This window comes from Bradyrhizobium sp. S3.7.6, from assembly GCF_054061875.1.
In genome coordinates this window covers 8,006,933-8,024,298 of record NZ_JBSSEQ010000001.1, presented here as the reverse complement: position 1 = coordinate 8,024,298, position 17,366 = coordinate 8,006,933, and the positions used below count along the sequence as shown (strand labels likewise).

Genomic DNA, 17,366 nt, shown 5'->3' with positions numbered 1-17,366 from the left:
ATCGGATCGCGGCGGTGAGCGCAGATAGCAAGAATTTCGTGGAGGCGATCCAGGGGCTGCGCGGCGTCGCCGCGCTCACCGTGCTGATCGTCCATCTTCAGGACATGCCGCTTCTGGCGGGCTTCCTGCCTCCGATCTGGCCGTGGCTGGAAGCGACGGTCAACATGGGCGGGCACGGGGTCGAGCTGTTCTTCATGATCAGCGGCTTCCTGATTCCGGCGAGCCTGATGCGTCACCGCAGCGTCGGGAAGTTCTTTCTCGATCGCGCCCTGCGAATCCTGCCCGTGTTCGTGATCCTGCACCTGATCCTGTTCACGGCAGGCCCCCTGGTTGGCTACAAGTTCTTCAAGGGGATCGACCTGCCGACCTATCTCAAGCTGTTCTTCGTCAATCTGGCGTTCCTGCCGGACGCGCTGGGATTGCCGATCGGCCAGCAGAATGCATGGACACTGAGCTACGAATGGGCGTTCTACATTCTGTTCGCGGTGATCTTCGTGATGTTGGTGCGGCGGAGGAACTGGCTGCTGGCGGCGCCGTTCATCCTGCTCGGTCTCGCGGGCATTGCCTTTCGGCCGATCGCCGCGTTCTTTCTGGTCGGGCTGTTGTTCAGCCTGATCGATTTGCGAATCCGCGTCGTCGGCTGGCCCGGATTGCTGGCGGGCATCCTTTGCGGGATCGCGATGTACGTGTCGATCGAATATGCGCATCCGCTGGTCGGGCTGCTGCCGGGCGCGCTGCTGTTTGGAATGGTCCTTGCTCCGGACTCCGGTATTGCCGCCGCTTTGAGCGGCAAATTCCTACAGTTCCTCGGAAAGATCAGCTATAGCCTCTATTTGGTCCATCCTTTCGCGCTATTTCCGTTGCAGGTCATCGGAGTGAAGCTGGCCGCGCATGGCGTCAATCTCTGGCTCCTCTGGGCCGGGTTCGCGGGCCTCGGCCTGATTGCCGCGCTGATAGCGGGAACGGTCAGTTACGAGCTGATCGAAGTGAGACTCCGCCGCTTGCTCGATCCGGTGCTGCGGGGCCTGTTGTTCGGAGTGCGCCGTGAAGCTCGCTATGTCGCCTGAGCGCATCCCTTCGCAATCGTTTCAGCCGGATCACGTACGAGAGATGTCATGATCATCAAGAATCTGCTCTCGATGTCGAGCGTGAACGTCGTGAAGTCGGCCGTTCAGTTCCTCATCACGCTGCTGATCACCTATTTCGTGACGCCCACGGAATTCGGGCTCGTTGCGTTTTCGCTGCCCTTCATCGCCTTCATCTCCATGCTGACCGACCTTGGGCTGTCGAGCGCGATGATCCAGCGGACGTCGCTCACCAGGGAGGAAGCCGGCGCGGCGACGACTCTGATGGTCGCGATCGGGATTGGTTGTGCCCTGGTGCTGGCCGCCGCCTCGAAACCGCTGGGGGCTGCCGTCGACATGCAGGGGCTGCCGTCCGTGCTGGCTGCTCTCTCCGGTTCGGTCGTCTTGTCCATTTCCGCGATGGGGCCGCGCGCGGTCCTGGAGCGCTCCCTGCAATATCAGACCATCGCCTTGATCGAGGCCGGCGCGGCTCTAGCTTCCGCGACGGTGGGCGTGGCCGGAGCCCTGCTCGGATGGGGGATCTGGGCGCTGATCGCATACTATGTCCTGATGCAGGCGGTGCGCGCCGTCGCCTTCTATGTGAACACCAGGCGCCATATCCATCTGTCCTTCAAATGGCGCGGCGTCGCGCTGATGCTGTCGTTCGGCGGTTGGGTGCTGGCCTCGAACGTCCTCAACTTCACTGCGAGAAACGTCGGCAATCTCATGATCGGCGCCAAGCTGGGCGCGGCGGCGGTCGGCCTGTTCGGTCTCGCCTTCCAGTTCATGACGCTTCCGCTGATGATCCTGTCGTGGCCGGGCGGCGGCGTTCTGATGGCCACCCTGAGCCGGATGAACGGCGAACGGGAACAGGAACGGCGCCGGTCGGCGATCTGCGCGGTGCTCGGCATGACCGCGATGATCACATTCCCGGCGATGATCTATCTGACATTCGGGCTGAAATATCCCGTTGCGACGTTCCTCTCGCCGCATTGGCAGGAAGTCCTGCCGCTGATTGCCATCCTCGCGCCCGCAGGCGCGGCACAGTCGATTGCGGCCTATGCCGGGCCGATTCTGCTGGCTCACAACAAGGCCCGGCTTCAGTTCTGGGTGAGCACCGCCAACAGTGCCAGCATGATCCTTGCCTTTGTCGTGGCGTTGCCGTTCGGGCTCACGGCCGTGGCGGTCGTGTACCTGATCGTATCGATCCTCGTTTGCGTCCTGATGCTGATGATTGGAGCCCGCAACTGCGCGATCTCCTATGCCTCTTTGTTGGGCGCCCTGATGCCGGCCACCGTCGCCACCGCGCTCGGCGCATTGTGTGCGCTCGTCGCCACGAAGGCAGACGTCGCAAGCCTGTCACATTGGCTGTTGGCGACGGCCGTCTATGCGCTGATCGTGCTTGGCAGCTACGTGATATTCAGGCGTCGTATCTGGAACAGCATGCAGTCGCTGCTCGGCGGCTCGGTTCCGCCGATCCAGGCGAATGTCTCCTCGGCAGGTTAGTAGAGAACGTTTGATGTCATCAGTTGAGGGAATGAGCGGCAAGTCCCAGGCGGGATTTCCGTGGCGCGAGGACCTGATGGCAAACACCGGCAGGTCCGGTGTTGGTGCCGCTTTCGTCGCCATGCTGACGAGCCCGGGCTTTGCCGTGATCACGACCTGGCGCATCGCCAGGATGCTGCGATTCCAGACACGCTGGGGACATCAGATCACCTGGCTGCTCGTGCGGGCGCTAATGCGGCGCGGCTGCTACATCTCGGTTCTCGCGGAGATCGGTCCAGGGCTGATCTTGCCGCATCCGACCGGCGTCGTGATCGGCGAGGGGGCGCGGATCGGTCGTTCCGTGATGCTTTATCACAACGTCACGCTCGGCCGGCGTGCCTGGGATGAACCGGGTTGCCCGACCATCGGCGACGGCGCCGTCATCTACACCGGTGCCGTGATCGTTGGCCCGACTTCGATTGGTGCGGGAGCAAACGTTGCCGCCAACGCGGTCGTGACGCGTGACGTCCCGCCGCATTCCGTCGCCGCGGGAGCACCTGCGCGGATCGTGCGCTCCGAAGCACCAGGTCGCCTGCGCGCCTGACCGGCCGCGAACCGACGGCGAGGTTCCGGCGATCCGCGGTTGGTCCGCCGGTTCAACCCGGTCACAATTCTGATTGCTTGCCATGTATAGTTGTGTCTGGAAACGTCTCGGACACAGGAAGCAAGCCCATGTCGTCGATCATTACCGATTTTTCGCAGGTCTATCCCTATCTCGACGGCTCGAAGTTCAAAGACACCATCGTCGTGCAGTATCGGGGCGACGGCGACGTCAGATACAGATGCGACGTCCTCGTGGACATCTGTCGGGGCAAGCGAGTCCTGCATGTCGGATGCTGTGATCATCTGCCGCTCATCAAACGAAAGATCGACAACCGGGACTGGCTGCACGGCCTGATCACCGAGTGTTCCGAATACACCGTCGGCGTCGACATCGATGCGGATGCGGTGCGGGAGGCGTCGCGGATTTCCGGGCTCGACAACATGGTCGCGGGCGACGTGACGTCCGGCCAGAAGATCGAGGCAATATCCGGCCGGAAGTTCGACATCGCCGTGTTTGGCGAAGTCGTCGAGCACATTCCGAATCCGGTCTCGTTCCTGTCGCGCTTCAGGGAGAATTACGGCGACGTCGTCGATCAGATCGTGATCACCGTTCCGAACGCCTTCAGGGGTGGCAACATCAAGGGCATCTTGAAGAACGTCGAGACGATCAACAGCGATCACCGGTTCTTCTTCACGCCCTACACCATCGCCAAGGTCGCAATCGACGCCGGCTATGCGCCCGTCGAGGTGAAGATGGCCACCTTCATGCGCGCCGGAAAGCTGAAGTCGATGCTGCTGCGGCGGCTTCCGCTGCTGGCCGAGGATATCATCTTCATCGGTGCGGCCACACCCGCGCGGCCGCACTGACGTTGCTTCACCCGTCTTCCTATTTCAGCTGGCAGGGGGCACCTGCCAGCTGGTTCGGCATCAGACGAACAGGAAGTTGCCGTGATCCAGGGTGGTCGAATTCACATTCTTCAACAGGATGGAATCGGCCGAGGTGAGCTGGATCAGCGTGTCGGACCCTGATTGCGAAATCTGCAGGTGGCTGTAGTCGGCCACCAGTGATTTCAGGATTTCGATCGTGTCGTGGTTCGCCGCGGTTCCGGCGTGGAAGCTCTTGATCTGGTCGTTGCCGCCGTCGAACATGACGGTGGTCGTGCCCGGCGCCGCGGAGAAGATATCGTTGCCACTGCCGCCCGCCAGTGTCAGTCCCGCAGTCACCGCCGTGACGGCGTGGGTCCCATCGGTGTTGAGGACGTCGATCGAGAGCAGCGAGCCGCTGGTATTGTAGCTGTCGTGCTCGACGGCGCCCGGCAGGCCGGCGACCTTGAACTTGAAGACGTCGGATGTTCCATCGGCGTTGTTGATGGTTTCGGTCGTCTTGACCCCGGTGCTGTCGTAGACGTCGGAGATTTTGCTGCCGTCCGACTTGACCACTTGCGTGTAGTCGAGCGTGCCGTCCGCGTGCGAACGGATGATCGAGGTCATCTTGCCCGCAGCGTCGATGTGCTGCTGCTCCGTGACGTAGCTCTTGCCGGTGATGTTGTAGATCGTGTTGTCGTGCGAGCCGTCGGCGTTATTGGCGTAGACCGCGGTCTTGACGCCCGACGTGAACACGGTGGTCGAGTTGGAGCCGTCCTTGTTCAGCACGTAGTCGCTGGTGAGGCTGCCGCTGCCGTCGAACAGCTTCGTTTCCTTGGAACCGTCGGCGTTGACGACGTAGATCGACGAGTTCAATCCGTTCGCGTAGTTTGTCGTCGTCACGTCGCCGCCCGCCGTCTTGTGAACGTCCTGGACCAGAGCTCCCGACGAATTGTACGTGTCCGTCGTGGTCGATCCATCGGCGGCATTCAAGATCTCGCTCATCTTGTGGCCGGTGCTGTCGTAGAGGTCGGTGACCTTGCTGCCGTCGCTATTGATCACCTGCTTGTAGGCAAGCGAATCATCGGCATGAAGGCGGGTCAGGGCCGTAAGCGCGCCGGCGGCGGTGAGGTGTTGGATCTCGGTCGTATAGCTCTGGCCCGTGATGTTGTAGAAGGTGTTGTCATGGCTGCCGTCGGCATGGGTGACATAGAGCTTCGTCTTGACGCCGGCGGAGTAGACCGTGTTCGAGGACGAACCGTCCTTGTTCTGGACCAGGTCGCTGGCGATGATCCCCGCTGGAATCGTACAGCTTGGTGTCCTTTGACCCGTCGGCGTTGACCACGTAGACCGACGCCAGCTTGGCGCCGTTGTAGTTCGTCGTTGTGGTGTCGCCGGAGTTCGTCTTGGAGATCTCCTGCTTCAATGCGCCGGTCGATGCATCGTAGATGTCGGTCGTCGTGCCCGACGACGTGACGGTGATGACCGAGATCTTGTGGCCTGTGGAATCGTACTGGGTCGTGACCTTGCTGCCGTCGCTGTTGACCACCTGGCTATAGGCCATCGAGCCGTCGGCATGGGTACGGCTGACCAGAAGCAGCTTTCCGCTCGGATCGATGTGGTCGTGCTCGTTGGTATAGGACTGGCCGGTGATGTTGTAATAGTAGTTGTCGTGGCTGCCGTCGGCATTGGTGCCATAGACCTTGGTCTTGACGCCGGCCGTGTAGAGCGTGTTCGAGGACGAGCCGTCCTTGTTCTGGATCAGGTCGCTCGCGATGAGGCCGTTGGAATCGTAAAGCTTCGATTCCTTCGACCCGTCGGCGTTGACCACGTAGACCGACGCCAGCAGCGAGCCGTTGTAGTTGGTCGTGGTCACGTTGCCGGAGGTCGTCTGCACGACCTGCTGCTTGAGCGCGCCCGCGGTGGTATAGAAATTGGTCGTGGTGGCCGTCGACGTTATGGTGACGGCCGAGGTCTTGTGGCCGGTCGAGTCGTACTGGGTCGTGACCTTGCTGCCGTCGCTGTTGAACACCTGGCTGTAGGCCATGGTGCCGTCCGCATGGGTGCGGCTGACCGACAGCAGCTTGCCGCTCGCGTCGAGGTGATCGTGCTCGCCGGTATAGGACTGGCCGGTGATGTTGAAATAATAGTTATCGCGGCTGCCGTCCGCGTTGGTGACGTAGGCCTTGGTCTTGACGCCTGCCGTATAGAGCGTGGTCGACGACGAGCCGTCCGCGTTCTGGACCACGTCGCTCGCGATGACGCCCTTGGCGTCGTACAGCTTGGAGTCCTTCGAGCCGTCGGCGTTGACGACGTAGACGGACACCAGCAGCGAACCATTGTAGTTCGTGGTGGTCACGTTGCCGGAGGTCGTCTGCACGACGGTCTGCTTGAGAACGCCGGCTGTGGTGTAGAAATCGGTGCTGGTCGCCGTCGATGTCACGGTGACGACAGAGGTCTTGTGGCCCGTGGCGTCGTACTGGGTCGTAACCTTGCTGCCGTCGCTGTTGTAGACCTGGCTGTAGGCCATCGAGCCGTCGGCATGCATCCGGACGACTGATAGAAGCCTCCCGCCCGCGTCGAGCTGGTCGTGCTCGGTGGTATAGGACTGACCGGTGATGTTGTAATAGTAGTTGTCGTGGGTGCGGTCGGCATTGGTGACGTAGACCTTGGTCTTGACGCCGTTCGAATAGAGCGTATTCGAGGACGAGCCGTCCTTGTTCTGAACGAGATCCGCGGTGAGATTGCCGCTCGTATCGTAGGTCTTGGTGTCCTTGTCGCCGATCGCCGAGACGGTGACGTCACGCACCATCTTGCCGCCGGTATAGGCGATGTTCTCCGACGAGCCGTCGGTATTGAGCGTCACCTTGCTGGTGATGACGCCGTCGGTGAAGTTGGACGTGCTGGTCGACAGAAGCTTTGCGGAGGAGTCGTAGACCCTGGTCACGCTCCAGGTGTCGGTCGAGTTGGTGACGGAGAACTGGTAGCCGCCCTGGATGGCTGCGAGCGCCTTCCCGTAATGCGAGATCATGTACTCCATGGTGGCATTGGAAGCGACCGGAAGCACGTGGGTGTCGGTGAGCGTGATGGTCTTAAGCGAACCCGAGGCGTTCAGGTCGGACATCTGCGATACGATGTCGGCGGCGGTTCCGCTGACGTCGGTCACGGCGGGCGGTGCAGTGCCGCCTCCTGCGGGAGCGTCGATCTCGATGATGAGCGGGTGGTCCGTGATCGGAACCACGATCTGGCTGACATCGGTGTAGGTCGCGATCGGCGAGCTGCCCTTTAGCGGGTCATAGACGTTGATCAGGTGGTGGACGCTGCCCAGGTTGACGGTAACCGATATCGTCGGATTCGCGATCTCGGTGTCGGTGGCGTCGTTCCAGACCTTGGGTTCCGCCCAGACCACGAGCTCATAGGCGCCGTTGCTCTTGCCGAGAACCATGCTGTTCCCGCTCGCCGGCATGTTGTCGAGCGTATAGTTCAGCGAGGCAGTCGGCGTGTGGCCGCCCTTGCCGTCGTCGGCCAGGATCGTCGTCAGATTGTGGACCGCGGTCGCCGCGAGCTTCGGGGTTCCGTCGGCGTTGAACAGGCCCCAGTGCGATTCGGGATCCGTAGGGTCGTTGCTCGCCGAGGCGTCGAGCAGTTGATAGAGATAGGTGGTGCTGACGCCGTCCTTGTAGGCATCGACCAGCGTGTTCAGGATCGATTTCGCCTGTACGTTCTCGCTGGCGCCGACATACGGGGTATCGCTCTTGGTCGTATAGCCGGTCTCGGTGATCACGACCGGTTTGCCGCCGGTGACCGACGTGGCGTTACCGAGCAATTGCTCGAGGGCGGTTTCGGGTGTCAGGCCGGTGCTGACATAGGCGTGAGAGTTGGCGTAGTCGGTCGATCCCGACATGTTTCCGAGATTGGCGTAGTCGGCCGAGTCATTATAGCCGATCGACAAATTGTAGACGGGGATGTCCTTGAGCGCGGCGTCCGCCTTGATGGCGCTGTAATAGACAGCCTGGAACTGCGCTGCGGCCGAGACGCTCGAGCTCCCATTATAGCTGAAGCCCTGGATGTTGACCTCGTTGAGGCCTTCCAGCGCGATGACGCTGCCGGGATGGCTGGCCGCGAACTCCTTGACGGATTCCAAATAAGACTGGAGCGCAGCCGCGCCGCCGGCCGGAACGCCCGACGGAACCACGAGGTCGAATTTGTAACCGTCCTTCGCAAGTCCCTCGACGATCGGTTGCGCTTCCGGGCTCGTGGCGAGTCCGCCCCGCAGTTTCGTCACCCCGAGATATTTGAGATTGTCCTCGACGAGGGCGAGGTTGTCGTAGGCGCCCCAGGAATATCCAACGTGAACATTGACGCCGATGGAACTGACAAAGGTGCTCGCCGACAGGATCGTCTGATCTGGTGATGCGGTAGTCATCGGTATTTCGGAGCCTTTTCTGAAACGCGAGAGTTCGGTGCCGCCTGCGTCTGTCGTATCGGCCAATCTCTGTTTTTCGAGTTGGTGAGATCGGTAAAAATGGAAGCACCCGGAGATTTTCTCACCGACGCTTCCTGCGCGACGCCCACAGCGCACGAATCTGCGTGGACTGAGATTGATCGATGAAGACCACGGCAATGTGCTTGCAGCGTGACGTTCGAATGGCGATGCAACGACGATGTTCGATCGATGTTGTGCCGGTGCCTAATCGAAACGCATTTGCTTGTCGCGCGAGCAGCCTTGCTTCGAATCTGTTGTGTTAAGCGCCGTTAAGCCTGTGGCGTGGGCGGATCGAGTTGCCTGCGAGTCACGACCGCAAAAAATATCGATCGAACTTCGAATGTGACAGTTGTTCGGGCGTTGAAGGCTTGCAGCGCGCTTCCAAATTTTCCCGCGTGCAGTCGGGAAGCGAGAAAGTAAATCTATGGAACTCGCCACCGGAGTTTTGTTTTCTCTCCTGGTCGCTGCGACATCGTGTCGACGTCAATGCAGAAGGATATCGAGTCTGTCTTTGGCCGATGAAGAAACGCCTCGTTGATGTGCAGGGCCAGTCGAACGAACGACGCCGACCAGATGAGAGGTCCAATCTGTGTGCACGAGGTGCGGCGATCGGTGCGTTGACGGCGGGACAATCGGTCGCGGACCCGGCGGGCAAGGGGCCGGGGGACGTTTCAACCGGGCGTTGCTTGCGGAATTTGAAGGGAACGCCGACTTCCGGCGGAAGGTGCGAACCCGAGAAGCGGACTTCGGACGTCGTCTGCAGTGCCGGGGCGGAGTGTCGCAGATCCGCAACGTCAATATGTTAGGCGCGCAATGCTGTTGCGGGCAAACCGCTGGCACGGCATGGAATTTGCCGCTAAGCACTGACCGAAATGTCGTCGATTGAACGGAGTAAGGCCATTCCCATGCAAGATCCCGCCCCGAATGTCATGTTTCTGGTTGAGGTCGTGAATTGCAATGACGGGATTGCATCCTATTGCGAGACCCTGGCCACGGGATTGCATGGCCGGGGCGTGCAGATCCACCTGGTCTCCGGTGCCGTGCGCTCGGACGACAAGTCTGAATACAAGCGTCAGAAGCTGGCGGCGGCCGTCAAGGAATGGCACGTCATTCCGGGACTTCGGAAGTTGCCCTCGCTGTCGATCTTCATGCAGCTGTTGAAGCTGATCCGGAAGAACAACATCACGGTGATCAACGTCCACGGGCTGGGCATGCTGATGTGGGGCAGGCTGCTCGCGCTGCTCACCGGCGCGCGCTGTGTTGCGACCTATCATCCCTCGGTGCTCGGGAACATCGAGAAGGTGCAGAATGCGCCGCAATCGACCTTCAGCCCGGTCCAGGTCCTGTTCTTCAACCTCTTCTTTCCCCACACCCTCATTCTGATGTCGGAGGAATCGCTCCGGCATCTGCGCCGCTACGTGCTGTTCGGCAAGAACCGGATCGCCAAGGTCTATGGCGGCGTCGACACGGTTCATTTCCGCCCGCCCTCGGATGCCGAGCGCCGCGATGCGCGCGCGAAATTCGGCGTTGGCGACGGTGAGTTCATGTGCCTGTTGGCGGCCCGTCTCGCCTGGGTGAAGGGTCACGACCTCCTCATCAAGGCGGCGCGCAAGATCCGCGACGGCGCCAGTTCTCCGCCGATCGACATCAAATGCTACTTTGTCGGCAGCGGCGGAGCCGAGCGCGAGAAGGAAATCAAGTCGTTCGCTTTCGCCGGCGAGAAGGACAAGGACACCTTCAAGTTCCTCGGTTTCATGGGCGACGTCCGCGAAATTCTCTGGGCCGCCGACGTGTTCGCGCTGCCGAGCCGGTTCGAGGGATTTCCGCTCGGCGTTGCCGAGGCCATGGCGACGGGCCTCGTTCCGGTCCGGACTCCGGCGGGCGGCGCGACTGATCAGATCATCCAGGGCCAGACCGGCTTCATCGTGCCGTTCGAGGACGTCGACGCGCTCGTCGGTGCGCTCGAGAAGGTGGCCGACCCCGCGATGCGCGCCGCGCTGTCGCGCAATGCTCTTGCGCGCGCCCAACAATATTTCGGTGTCGGGCCGATGGTCGACGAGACTCTCAGGATCTACGGTTTGACCGGCGATACCAGCGGCAACGCGCTGGCTCACGCGGTGAAGGCCTGATCTTAACTGCGTGCCGAGGCCAGCAGATCGCCTCGCCACGTCACCAGAACGACGGCGAGGCCGGCAAAGACGATCTTTCCCGCGAGCCAGGTCAGGGAGTCCGACGGAGCTGCCGCGAGCATCGCGATCGCGGCGGCCGCGACGGTCGCTTCCAGGATCAGCAACACCTTTGGCGCCGCCCTGAACCGGATCAGCGGACCGCTGGCGAAGAGGATGATGAGGGCGGTGGCCAAGGCCGCGCTCGCGATCTGTCCCGCCACCGATATGTGCAACAACGCGCCGATCGAGGACGCCGCCGACACCAGCAGCAGCTGGCACGCGGCGACGACCACCAGCCTCGTCGCCGATTTGGTCAGATGTGGCACGATCGCGAGCGTGGCCTGAAGGTGGGTGTGGAGGAAGTAGAAGATCGCCGCGACCGGCGCCGCGTTGAGGAAATCGACCAGCAGATCGGCGGGCACGAACAGATGCGCCGCGTCGGGCAGGAGGCCGATCAGCCCGCCCAGCATCACGATCGTCGCGCAGAGGATGAATTCGAGCATGCGGGCGGTGGCCTTGCGCGCTTCGCCGTCGACGCCGCGCTCGAACTGGACCACGACATTGGGATAGCAGACGGTGTGAATGGCGGCCACCAGGACCGAGAACGGTCGTTGCAGAAGGTCGATCGCCATCGAGAAGCCGGCCGCTCCGGTCGACGCCCGGCCGAGCGTGGCGATCACGATCAGGCGCAAGGTGACGGGTACGGAGAGATGAATGACGGAGGCGGCCGCAGCCATGATGCCGTAGCGGCAGAAATTGCCCCAATCGGTTAGCATGGCGTGCCGCGACGCGCGCCGTAGCGAGGTGCGATGCACGACCAGGCTCAGGAGAAGCACCGCGCCGTAGCTCGCGGCCATGCCGCACAGCGTCGCTGCAGCCGTGCCGTGGAGCAGCGCGCCGGCGACGGCGCCGGCCAGAAGCACGCTGGCACGCAGGATCAGGAGGACGGACGCGGTCCCCAGCCGGTCGGACACGCGGACGATCATGAAATAGAGGTCGGTGGCGCCTTGCAGCACGGCCATCGCCAGCGCGAGGGCGACGACGCTCGTCTCGAGCGTGCCCAGCAGTCCCGCCACGCCGCCGACGAGCAGCAGCACCAGCGCGCTGAGCAGCCCGGCGCTGAACAGCGAGAACCGCAGGCGCGCGGCCTCTTCTCCGGAAGCTGCGGCGAGGAAACGAACGCCGGCCAGTTGCAGCCATTCGAACACGAAGACGCAGAACAACTGGCTCGTCGCCAGCGCCAGCGAGAACGAGGTGTACTGGGCCGGCGAGAGGATATGGCTGACGGCGAAGATCAGAATGATCGCGGACGCACTCTGGTAGATATAGCTGCCGAATGCGAGCAGGCTGATCATGTCTGGCAATGCGTGAGAAAGAACATGGCGGGATGGTTGAGGGCCATTGGCGGCATCTGCGTCAGCTTCGGCTATGTGCGAGGCGTGCCGCGGCCGCGCGTGAGCTCGTCGTAGACGTTGCGATAGCCGGCGACGACGTCGTCAAAAACCCATTTGTCGATGCCGGACTTCAATCGCTCGCTCATCTCCACGATCTGCTGCGGCGCTTCGATGATCGCCGAAATGCTCTTGGCGATCGAGGCGGGATCGGGCGACGTCAGCCAGCCGGTCACGCCAGGCTTGATCGCCTCCTGAATGCCGCCGAACGGCGTGCCGAGCAGGGGTTTGCAGGCGGCCTGCGCGTCGGCGACGACGAGCGGGCAGGGATCTTCCCAGACCGAGGGGACGACCACCACGTTCACCTGTTCGTAAAACTGCTTCGGCTGTACGAAGCCGAGAAATTCGATCCGTGCATTCGGAGCGAGCGCCTTGAGCTGCTTCTGCTGGCTCTCGGTTGTGTGGCCTGCGATGACGAGCCGAAACCGGTCAGGCGGAATCGTCGCGATGGCGCGCACGAGATTGTAGATGCCCTTCTCTTCGGTCAGGCGTCCGATGAAGCCGAACGTGACGGTGCCGTCGACCATCGCGGTGTCTGCGTTGCCGACGTCGGCGGTCGAGGCGTTTCGAATGACGATCTTCAGCGGTGTCTGCGTGAACAGGCCGAGCTGGGTATGGATGTCGAGAATGCGCTGGCTGACGCCGACGACGGCATCCAGATGTCGCGTCGCCCCGCGACGGCGAAGGGTCAGGATCTGACAGCTCATGCAGCTCGATTCGCAGGCATGTCCGTCCGAGAAGCGCGAGCAGCGCGGGCAGGTGAGATAATAGTCGTGAAGCGTGTGCAGGACCGGAATGCCGAGCTCGGCGGCGGTCCGCCACACCGCGGTCGTCAGGCCGGAGAGATTGTTCGAGTGCAGGATGTCAGGCTTGAAGGCCTTGATGCGCGCCGCAACGAGCTCCGACATTGTCTGCCAGTCCTCGATCGCGTGCCAGATGCCGCGCACCGGCGAACTGTGCTGCTTGGCGAAAGGGAAATAGATGTTGTGTACGGGCGCCGAATACACGTCGATGCCGTTGCAGGTCTCCATCTGCTGGTTCGATGCGGACGCGGCACGTATCACTTCCACGCCGTCGTTCTGCCCGACCAGGGTCTCGGCGAGGCGGCGGACGAACGTTTCCGCGCCCCCGACCACCTTCGGTGCCAATGGCGTTGGATAGAGGGATGACGTGATAAGGATCTTCATCGAAAAGGTCTGTCCAGCTATCCTGCCAAATGGCTTTGCTGAAATCTCCGTTTCGGCTTATTGCCGGTTGGTTCGATTGTTGTTCAAATAGACGTCCAAATATTGTCCTGTCACTGAATCCGCCGAAAACCTCTCGGCGAATCCTGGCTGCGGAGGCCGGGAGACTTTCCAGTGTGACCTTTCGTTGACGGCCTTCAGCATCAATTCTCCCAGTCGCCTATGATCGCTGGGCTCGTAGGACCCAACCATATTGGAAAACCCCGCGATCTCGGGAATCCCACCGGCCGTCGAGCAAATCGTCGCCCGGCCGGCGTTGATGCTTTCGATCAACGTGCGCGGCAGCGGCTCCGGCCAGACCGAACTCACCAGGCAGACGTCGATGCTGGCATAGAATTCAGCTGCCTTGGCAAAGCCAAGCCATTCGATCTTCTTTCCGCTGCGGCTTTTTAGCCCCCGCACGTAATCCTCAAGCCCTTTTCCTGCGATTTTCAGTTGCCAGCCCTCGTCGGGAAGCTGCTCGGCCGCCTTGAGGACTACCTCGATACCTTTTTCAGCCTCGAGCCGCCCGATGAACCCGAATATCAGATCATCCGAGCTCGAAGCTGGTGACGGCACCACGGAGCTTGGATCGGCGATGTTGAAGATGACGCGGCCATCGGTGCCGGGGAAATATTTCAGCCTGGTGTGCTGGTCGAGCACGAATTGGCTGTTCGAGACCACCGCATCGACCATACGCGAGGCCAGCAGATAAGGCGACGTCATGGCGGCGCAGACGGTGCAGCGCTGCGCGCATGTCGCATCGCCCCGAAACAGCGTCGAGCGTTTGCAGAGCAGGGAATAGTCGCGCAGGGTGTGCACGATCCTGATGCTGCGCCGCCTGGCTTCCGACCACAGCGAGACCGAGAAGCCCGTGAGGTTGTTGGTGTGGACGACGTCGGGCTTCTCGATCTCGAGAATTTCGGCGAACCGCGCCGCGGATTTGCGATTCCATGTGTCCTTGAGATGCCACTTCAGGCGCTGGACCGAGGAGGGCTTCCTGTCGTTGCCGAACGGCCAGTAATCGTTGTCTATCGGCACGCGGTATACGCGCACGCCCTTGAGTTCGTCGATCGTGCGTTCCTGCTTCTTCTGAAGGCAGACCACCGACACCTGATGGCCGCGCTGGACGAACGCCTCCGCGAGCAGCGACACAGACACTTCGGCGCCCCCGATGATCTCGGGCGGATAGAGCGTGTTAACGATCAGTATTTTCAAGGATAGCCTCGGATTAGCAGCCCGCCGCAGCGTCAGTTCGATGGCCGGATCTCGAAATCCGGCACGGCCGTGCCCTTGACGCTGACAAGCAACGGCGTTGTCGATAACGCCGTCCAGGCGCCGGCGGCAGGGCCCGGCGCTTGCTGACATACATATCTGATCTCGGCATTCGGTTCCGCATTTTTTAATCGAACTTCGAAGCGCTTCGACGCAGTCTCCGACCAAAGCGCGAGTTTCGTTTCCGATCCACTGTCACTGCGAATCTGCACGACGCCGGGCGCCGGCGTGGTTCGCGTTGCCTTCAAGCTGGTGCGGATGAAGGCCCAGCTTTCGCGAATGGAACACACGGCAGGCTTCGGCGAATTGTCGAAATGATAAATGCCGAAATTGTCCTCCAGTTCACCAGGCTTCGTCCCACTGTCCTTCAGCTCGTAGAGCCATATCCCCTTGAGCCAGGGACCGGCGGTCGAGGCCCAGAGGATGATCTGCGCCATGTTGTCGGCGGCAAGCTGCTCGGTCACGCCGCATTTCGCGCTTGGTGTCGGCCAGCCCGTTTCGGTCAGATAGATCGGATAGTCGGGATTGCCGGTCGCCTGTGCGACGCGTTGATGAAGATTTTGCAGCCGTTCGATCGCCTCGGCTGCGGTCCGCCCGGCCGGTGACAGGCAATGGTTGTAGATGTGAATGGACATCCCGTCCGCGATACGAAGCAGGTCGGTCTTCAGCAGGGCGTCGGTCCATTTCCAGCCGGGATCGTCGCCCAGCGCTCCGACCACGAAAGGCGCGGACGGCACCGCCTGCTTGACCGCGGGCTGCACCGATCGGGCGAGCGTCACATAATTTTCGACGGTGAACAGCGGCTCCGCGCGCGCTCTGAGATTGTACTCGTTCCACAACTCGAAGATCGGCTGCCGCGATGCGACCGCTTGCGCGGCTGCCGCGGCATAGGTGACGAATCTTTGGCGCGCTTCGTCGGTCGTCGGCGGATCGGAATTCGGGACGAGATGATGGCCGGTCCCGAGAATGAGCAGCGGGATTCCGACGCCGGACCTGATCTGGGTCTCGAGGCGGCCGTTCAGGGCATTGAAGCCGAGCCGCTTGCCGGGCAGCTCGAAATCCGACCAAGGGAAGTCGTCGCGGAACGAGGTGACCCCCAGCTCCTTCATCTGCTTGATGGCGGTCGCGGGCACATAGCCGCGGGCGCTGGTGACGCCGCCGAGGCCCTGGTGCGTGCCGACGCCCAGCAGGAAGCGCTGATCGAGCGGCTGCGCGTTCTGTGCGTCTGCAGGATATGAGAGGCCGGCCGCGACGCAGAGCCCGCACATCAACATCCGGAAACGACGCAGGGCGCGTTTCCTGTTTTGCTCGGTCACGCTCGTGTCCACTCCTGCTCGCGTCAACCCGACAAGGCTAATACTCTTCAGTGGCCCCAATGGGGTAGGGCCGCCTTGTCTGCACGCTCGTCATTGAGCGCGCTGAGTTGGGCTATTTGGAGTTCACGACCACCGAGCTGATGTTGTCCGCGTTGGCGGTTGCCGCGTTCAGCGGGGCCATGAGCTTGATGAATTCGATCGACGGCGATTCCGCCACCGAGATCACGTCGTGATCGCGCATCCTGAACGTATCCGCCTGGAACCAGCCGTCCGGCTTGCTCATGTCGAACTTGTAGACGGCAGGGACCGACTTGGTCGGGAACTGGGATACGGCGATGCCGATCCTCTCCAGCAGCGGCTTGGGCTCGAAACGGTAGACGTAGATCGACTTGGAGTCCGCACGGGCGCCGTCGAGACCGCCTGCCTTCGCGATGGCTTCAGCCAGCGACATGTTGTCGTTCTCGAACGTGAAACGACGGTTGTTGGTGCCGCCGATCGATCCCGGAGACGGCGTCGAACCGAACACCATGTAGACGCGCGGAATGCGGGTCAAGAAGACGACGTCGCCTGGAGCGAGCAGCGCGTCCTCGTTGGGGTTGTGCACGACCGAGGACATCGTCTCGCTGTAGGTGCGGCCCTCGCGCTTGATCGTGATCGTGCTCTCGTAGGACGGATATTTCGGGCCGCCGGCGCGCGCGATCGCGCCCATCAGGCGAATCCCGCCCGGATCGACCGGGAAGCGGAGCGGCGAGTTGACTTCGCCGAGCACGCTGATCTGGTTGCCGCGCTGTTCCGCCACGCTCACGACGGCCTGCGGGTCGATGGCGCGGTCCTTGAGACGCTCGCGGATGATGTTCGACACGGCGCGCGGCGTCAGCCCTGCGACCTTGATCGATCCGGCGTAGGGGATGTTGATGTTGCCGGACTGGTCGACCTGCTGGCGCGGAATGTCGACGAAGTTGCCCGGCCGCACGCCTGCTTCGCGCGGAATGAACAGGCCGCCTGCCTGCGCTTCATACACGGTCACGGTGACGATGTCGCCGATGCCGATGGTGACGTCGCGGTAGTTGCCGCCGGGAAGGCGGGAGAACACCATTCCGGCGGAGTCCGTGAACGCGTTGGTCGCCTGCAGGATCGCCGGATTGACCGGCATCAGGGCATAGGCCAGCGGCGCGCTCGGCTCGGTGATCAGCGCCGCATTTGTTTGCGTTGCGACGGCATCAGGAGCGTCTAACGGAATGAAGCTACCGCAACCCGCCAAGGAGAAGCTGATCGCAGCAACGGCCAGGATTCGGCTAATACCGAAATCAAAATCAAAACGTTCGGTCTTAGCCACCACTATTCCCTCGCACTCATCTAAAATCGGAATCACCGTACAAATCCCGTGCTGCGGAGTCACTGCTACGTCTTCGACTTTATGGTAAAGCACTT

The 17,366-nt window shown here is 61.9% G+C and carries 12 protein-coding genes; 5 read left to right on the top strand and 7 right to left on the bottom strand.

The genetic code is table 11. The features are described from left to right. Nucleotides 1-14 precede the first annotated feature (14 nt). The 4 genes from ACVJ5M_RS38750 to ACVJ5M_RS38735 all read left to right on the top strand — a co-directional run bounded on the left by ACVJ5M_RS38750 (nucleotide 15) and on the right by ACVJ5M_RS38735 (nucleotide 4,019). Nucleotides 15-1,067, top strand: a complete 1,053-nt coding sequence (locus ACVJ5M_RS38750; protein ID WP_063985222.1) for an acyltransferase family protein — start codon at nucleotides 15-17, stop codon at nucleotides 1,065-1,067. Nucleotides 1,068-1,115: 48 nt separating this feature from the next. Continuing rightward, a complete protein-coding gene (locus ACVJ5M_RS38745) occupies nucleotides 1,116-2,570 on the top strand; it encodes a lipopolysaccharide biosynthesis protein (RefSeq protein ID WP_063985221.1) in 1,455 nt (484 codons plus the stop codon). 13 nt (nucleotides 2,571-2,583) lie between these two features. Beyond that, nucleotides 2,584-3,153, top strand: coding sequence for a serine O-acetyltransferase (locus ACVJ5M_RS38740; protein WP_354095951.1), 570 nt, complete (start codon nucleotides 2,584-2,586; stop codon nucleotides 3,151-3,153). 128 nt (nucleotides 3,154-3,281) lie between these two features. Further along, nucleotides 3,282-4,019 (top strand): class I SAM-dependent methyltransferase, encoded by a 738-nt coding sequence (locus tag ACVJ5M_RS38735; RefSeq protein ID WP_063985219.1) that lies wholly within the window; start codon nucleotides 3,282-3,284, stop codon nucleotides 4,017-4,019. Nucleotides 4,020-4,079: 60 nt separating this feature from the next. On the opposite strand, the gene ACVJ5M_RS38730 is transcribed toward ACVJ5M_RS38735, so the two are convergent. Both ACVJ5M_RS38730 and ACVJ5M_RS38725 read right to left on the bottom strand, forming a co-directional pair. Continuing rightward, complete coding sequence (locus ACVJ5M_RS38730) at nucleotides 4,080-5,078, bottom strand: hypothetical protein (RefSeq protein ID WP_456679606.1); 999 nt, start codon at nucleotides 5,076-5,078, stop codon at nucleotides 4,080-4,082. 121 nt (nucleotides 5,079-5,199) lie between these two features. Then, a complete protein-coding gene (locus ACVJ5M_RS38725) occupies nucleotides 5,200-8,442 on the bottom strand; it encodes an RHS repeat protein (protein ID WP_456679605.1) in 3,243 nt (1,080 codons plus the stop codon). A gap of 965 nt (nucleotides 8,443-9,407) precedes the next feature. On the opposite strand from ACVJ5M_RS38725, the gene ACVJ5M_RS38720 reads away from it, so the two are divergent. Next, complete coding sequence (locus ACVJ5M_RS38720; RefSeq protein WP_283018488.1) at nucleotides 9,408-10,631, top strand: glycosyltransferase family 4 protein; 1,224 nt, start codon at nucleotides 9,408-9,410, stop codon at nucleotides 10,629-10,631. Between the two features lie 2 nt (nucleotides 10,632-10,633). Here the strand turns inward: ACVJ5M_RS38720 and ACVJ5M_RS38715 are convergent, their stop codons facing one another. From ACVJ5M_RS38715 to ACVJ5M_RS38695, 5 genes are all read right to left on the bottom strand, one after another. After that, nucleotides 10,634-12,025, bottom strand: a complete 1,392-nt coding sequence (locus ACVJ5M_RS38715; RefSeq protein WP_063979723.1) for a hypothetical protein — start codon at nucleotides 12,023-12,025, stop codon at nucleotides 10,634-10,636. A gap of 71 nt (nucleotides 12,026-12,096) precedes the next feature. Continuing rightward, nucleotides 12,097-13,308: a glycosyltransferase family 4 protein gene (locus tag ACVJ5M_RS38710; RefSeq protein WP_166350071.1), complete on the bottom strand. Its 1,212-nt coding sequence runs from the start codon at nucleotides 13,306-13,308 to the stop codon at nucleotides 12,097-12,099. Nucleotides 13,309-13,365: 57 nt separating this feature from the next. Further along, a complete protein-coding gene (locus ACVJ5M_RS38705) occupies nucleotides 13,366-14,712 on the bottom strand; it encodes a glycosyltransferase family 4 protein (protein ID WP_245328409.1) in 1,347 nt (448 codons plus the stop codon). Further along, on the bottom strand, nucleotides 14,595-15,887 hold the full coding sequence (locus ACVJ5M_RS38700; RefSeq protein ID WP_063979727.1) for a glycoside hydrolase 5 family protein: 1,293 nt from the start codon (nucleotides 15,885-15,887) through the stop codon (nucleotides 14,595-14,597). The genes ACVJ5M_RS38705 and ACVJ5M_RS38700 overlap by 118 nt, the downstream gene beginning before the upstream one ends. A gap of 160 nt (nucleotides 15,888-16,047) precedes the next feature. Next, nucleotides 16,048-17,271, bottom strand: a complete 1,224-nt coding sequence (locus ACVJ5M_RS38695) for a polysaccharide biosynthesis/export family protein (protein ID WP_245328408.1) — start codon at nucleotides 17,269-17,271, stop codon at nucleotides 16,048-16,050. Nucleotides 17,272-17,366 lie beyond the last annotated feature (95 nt).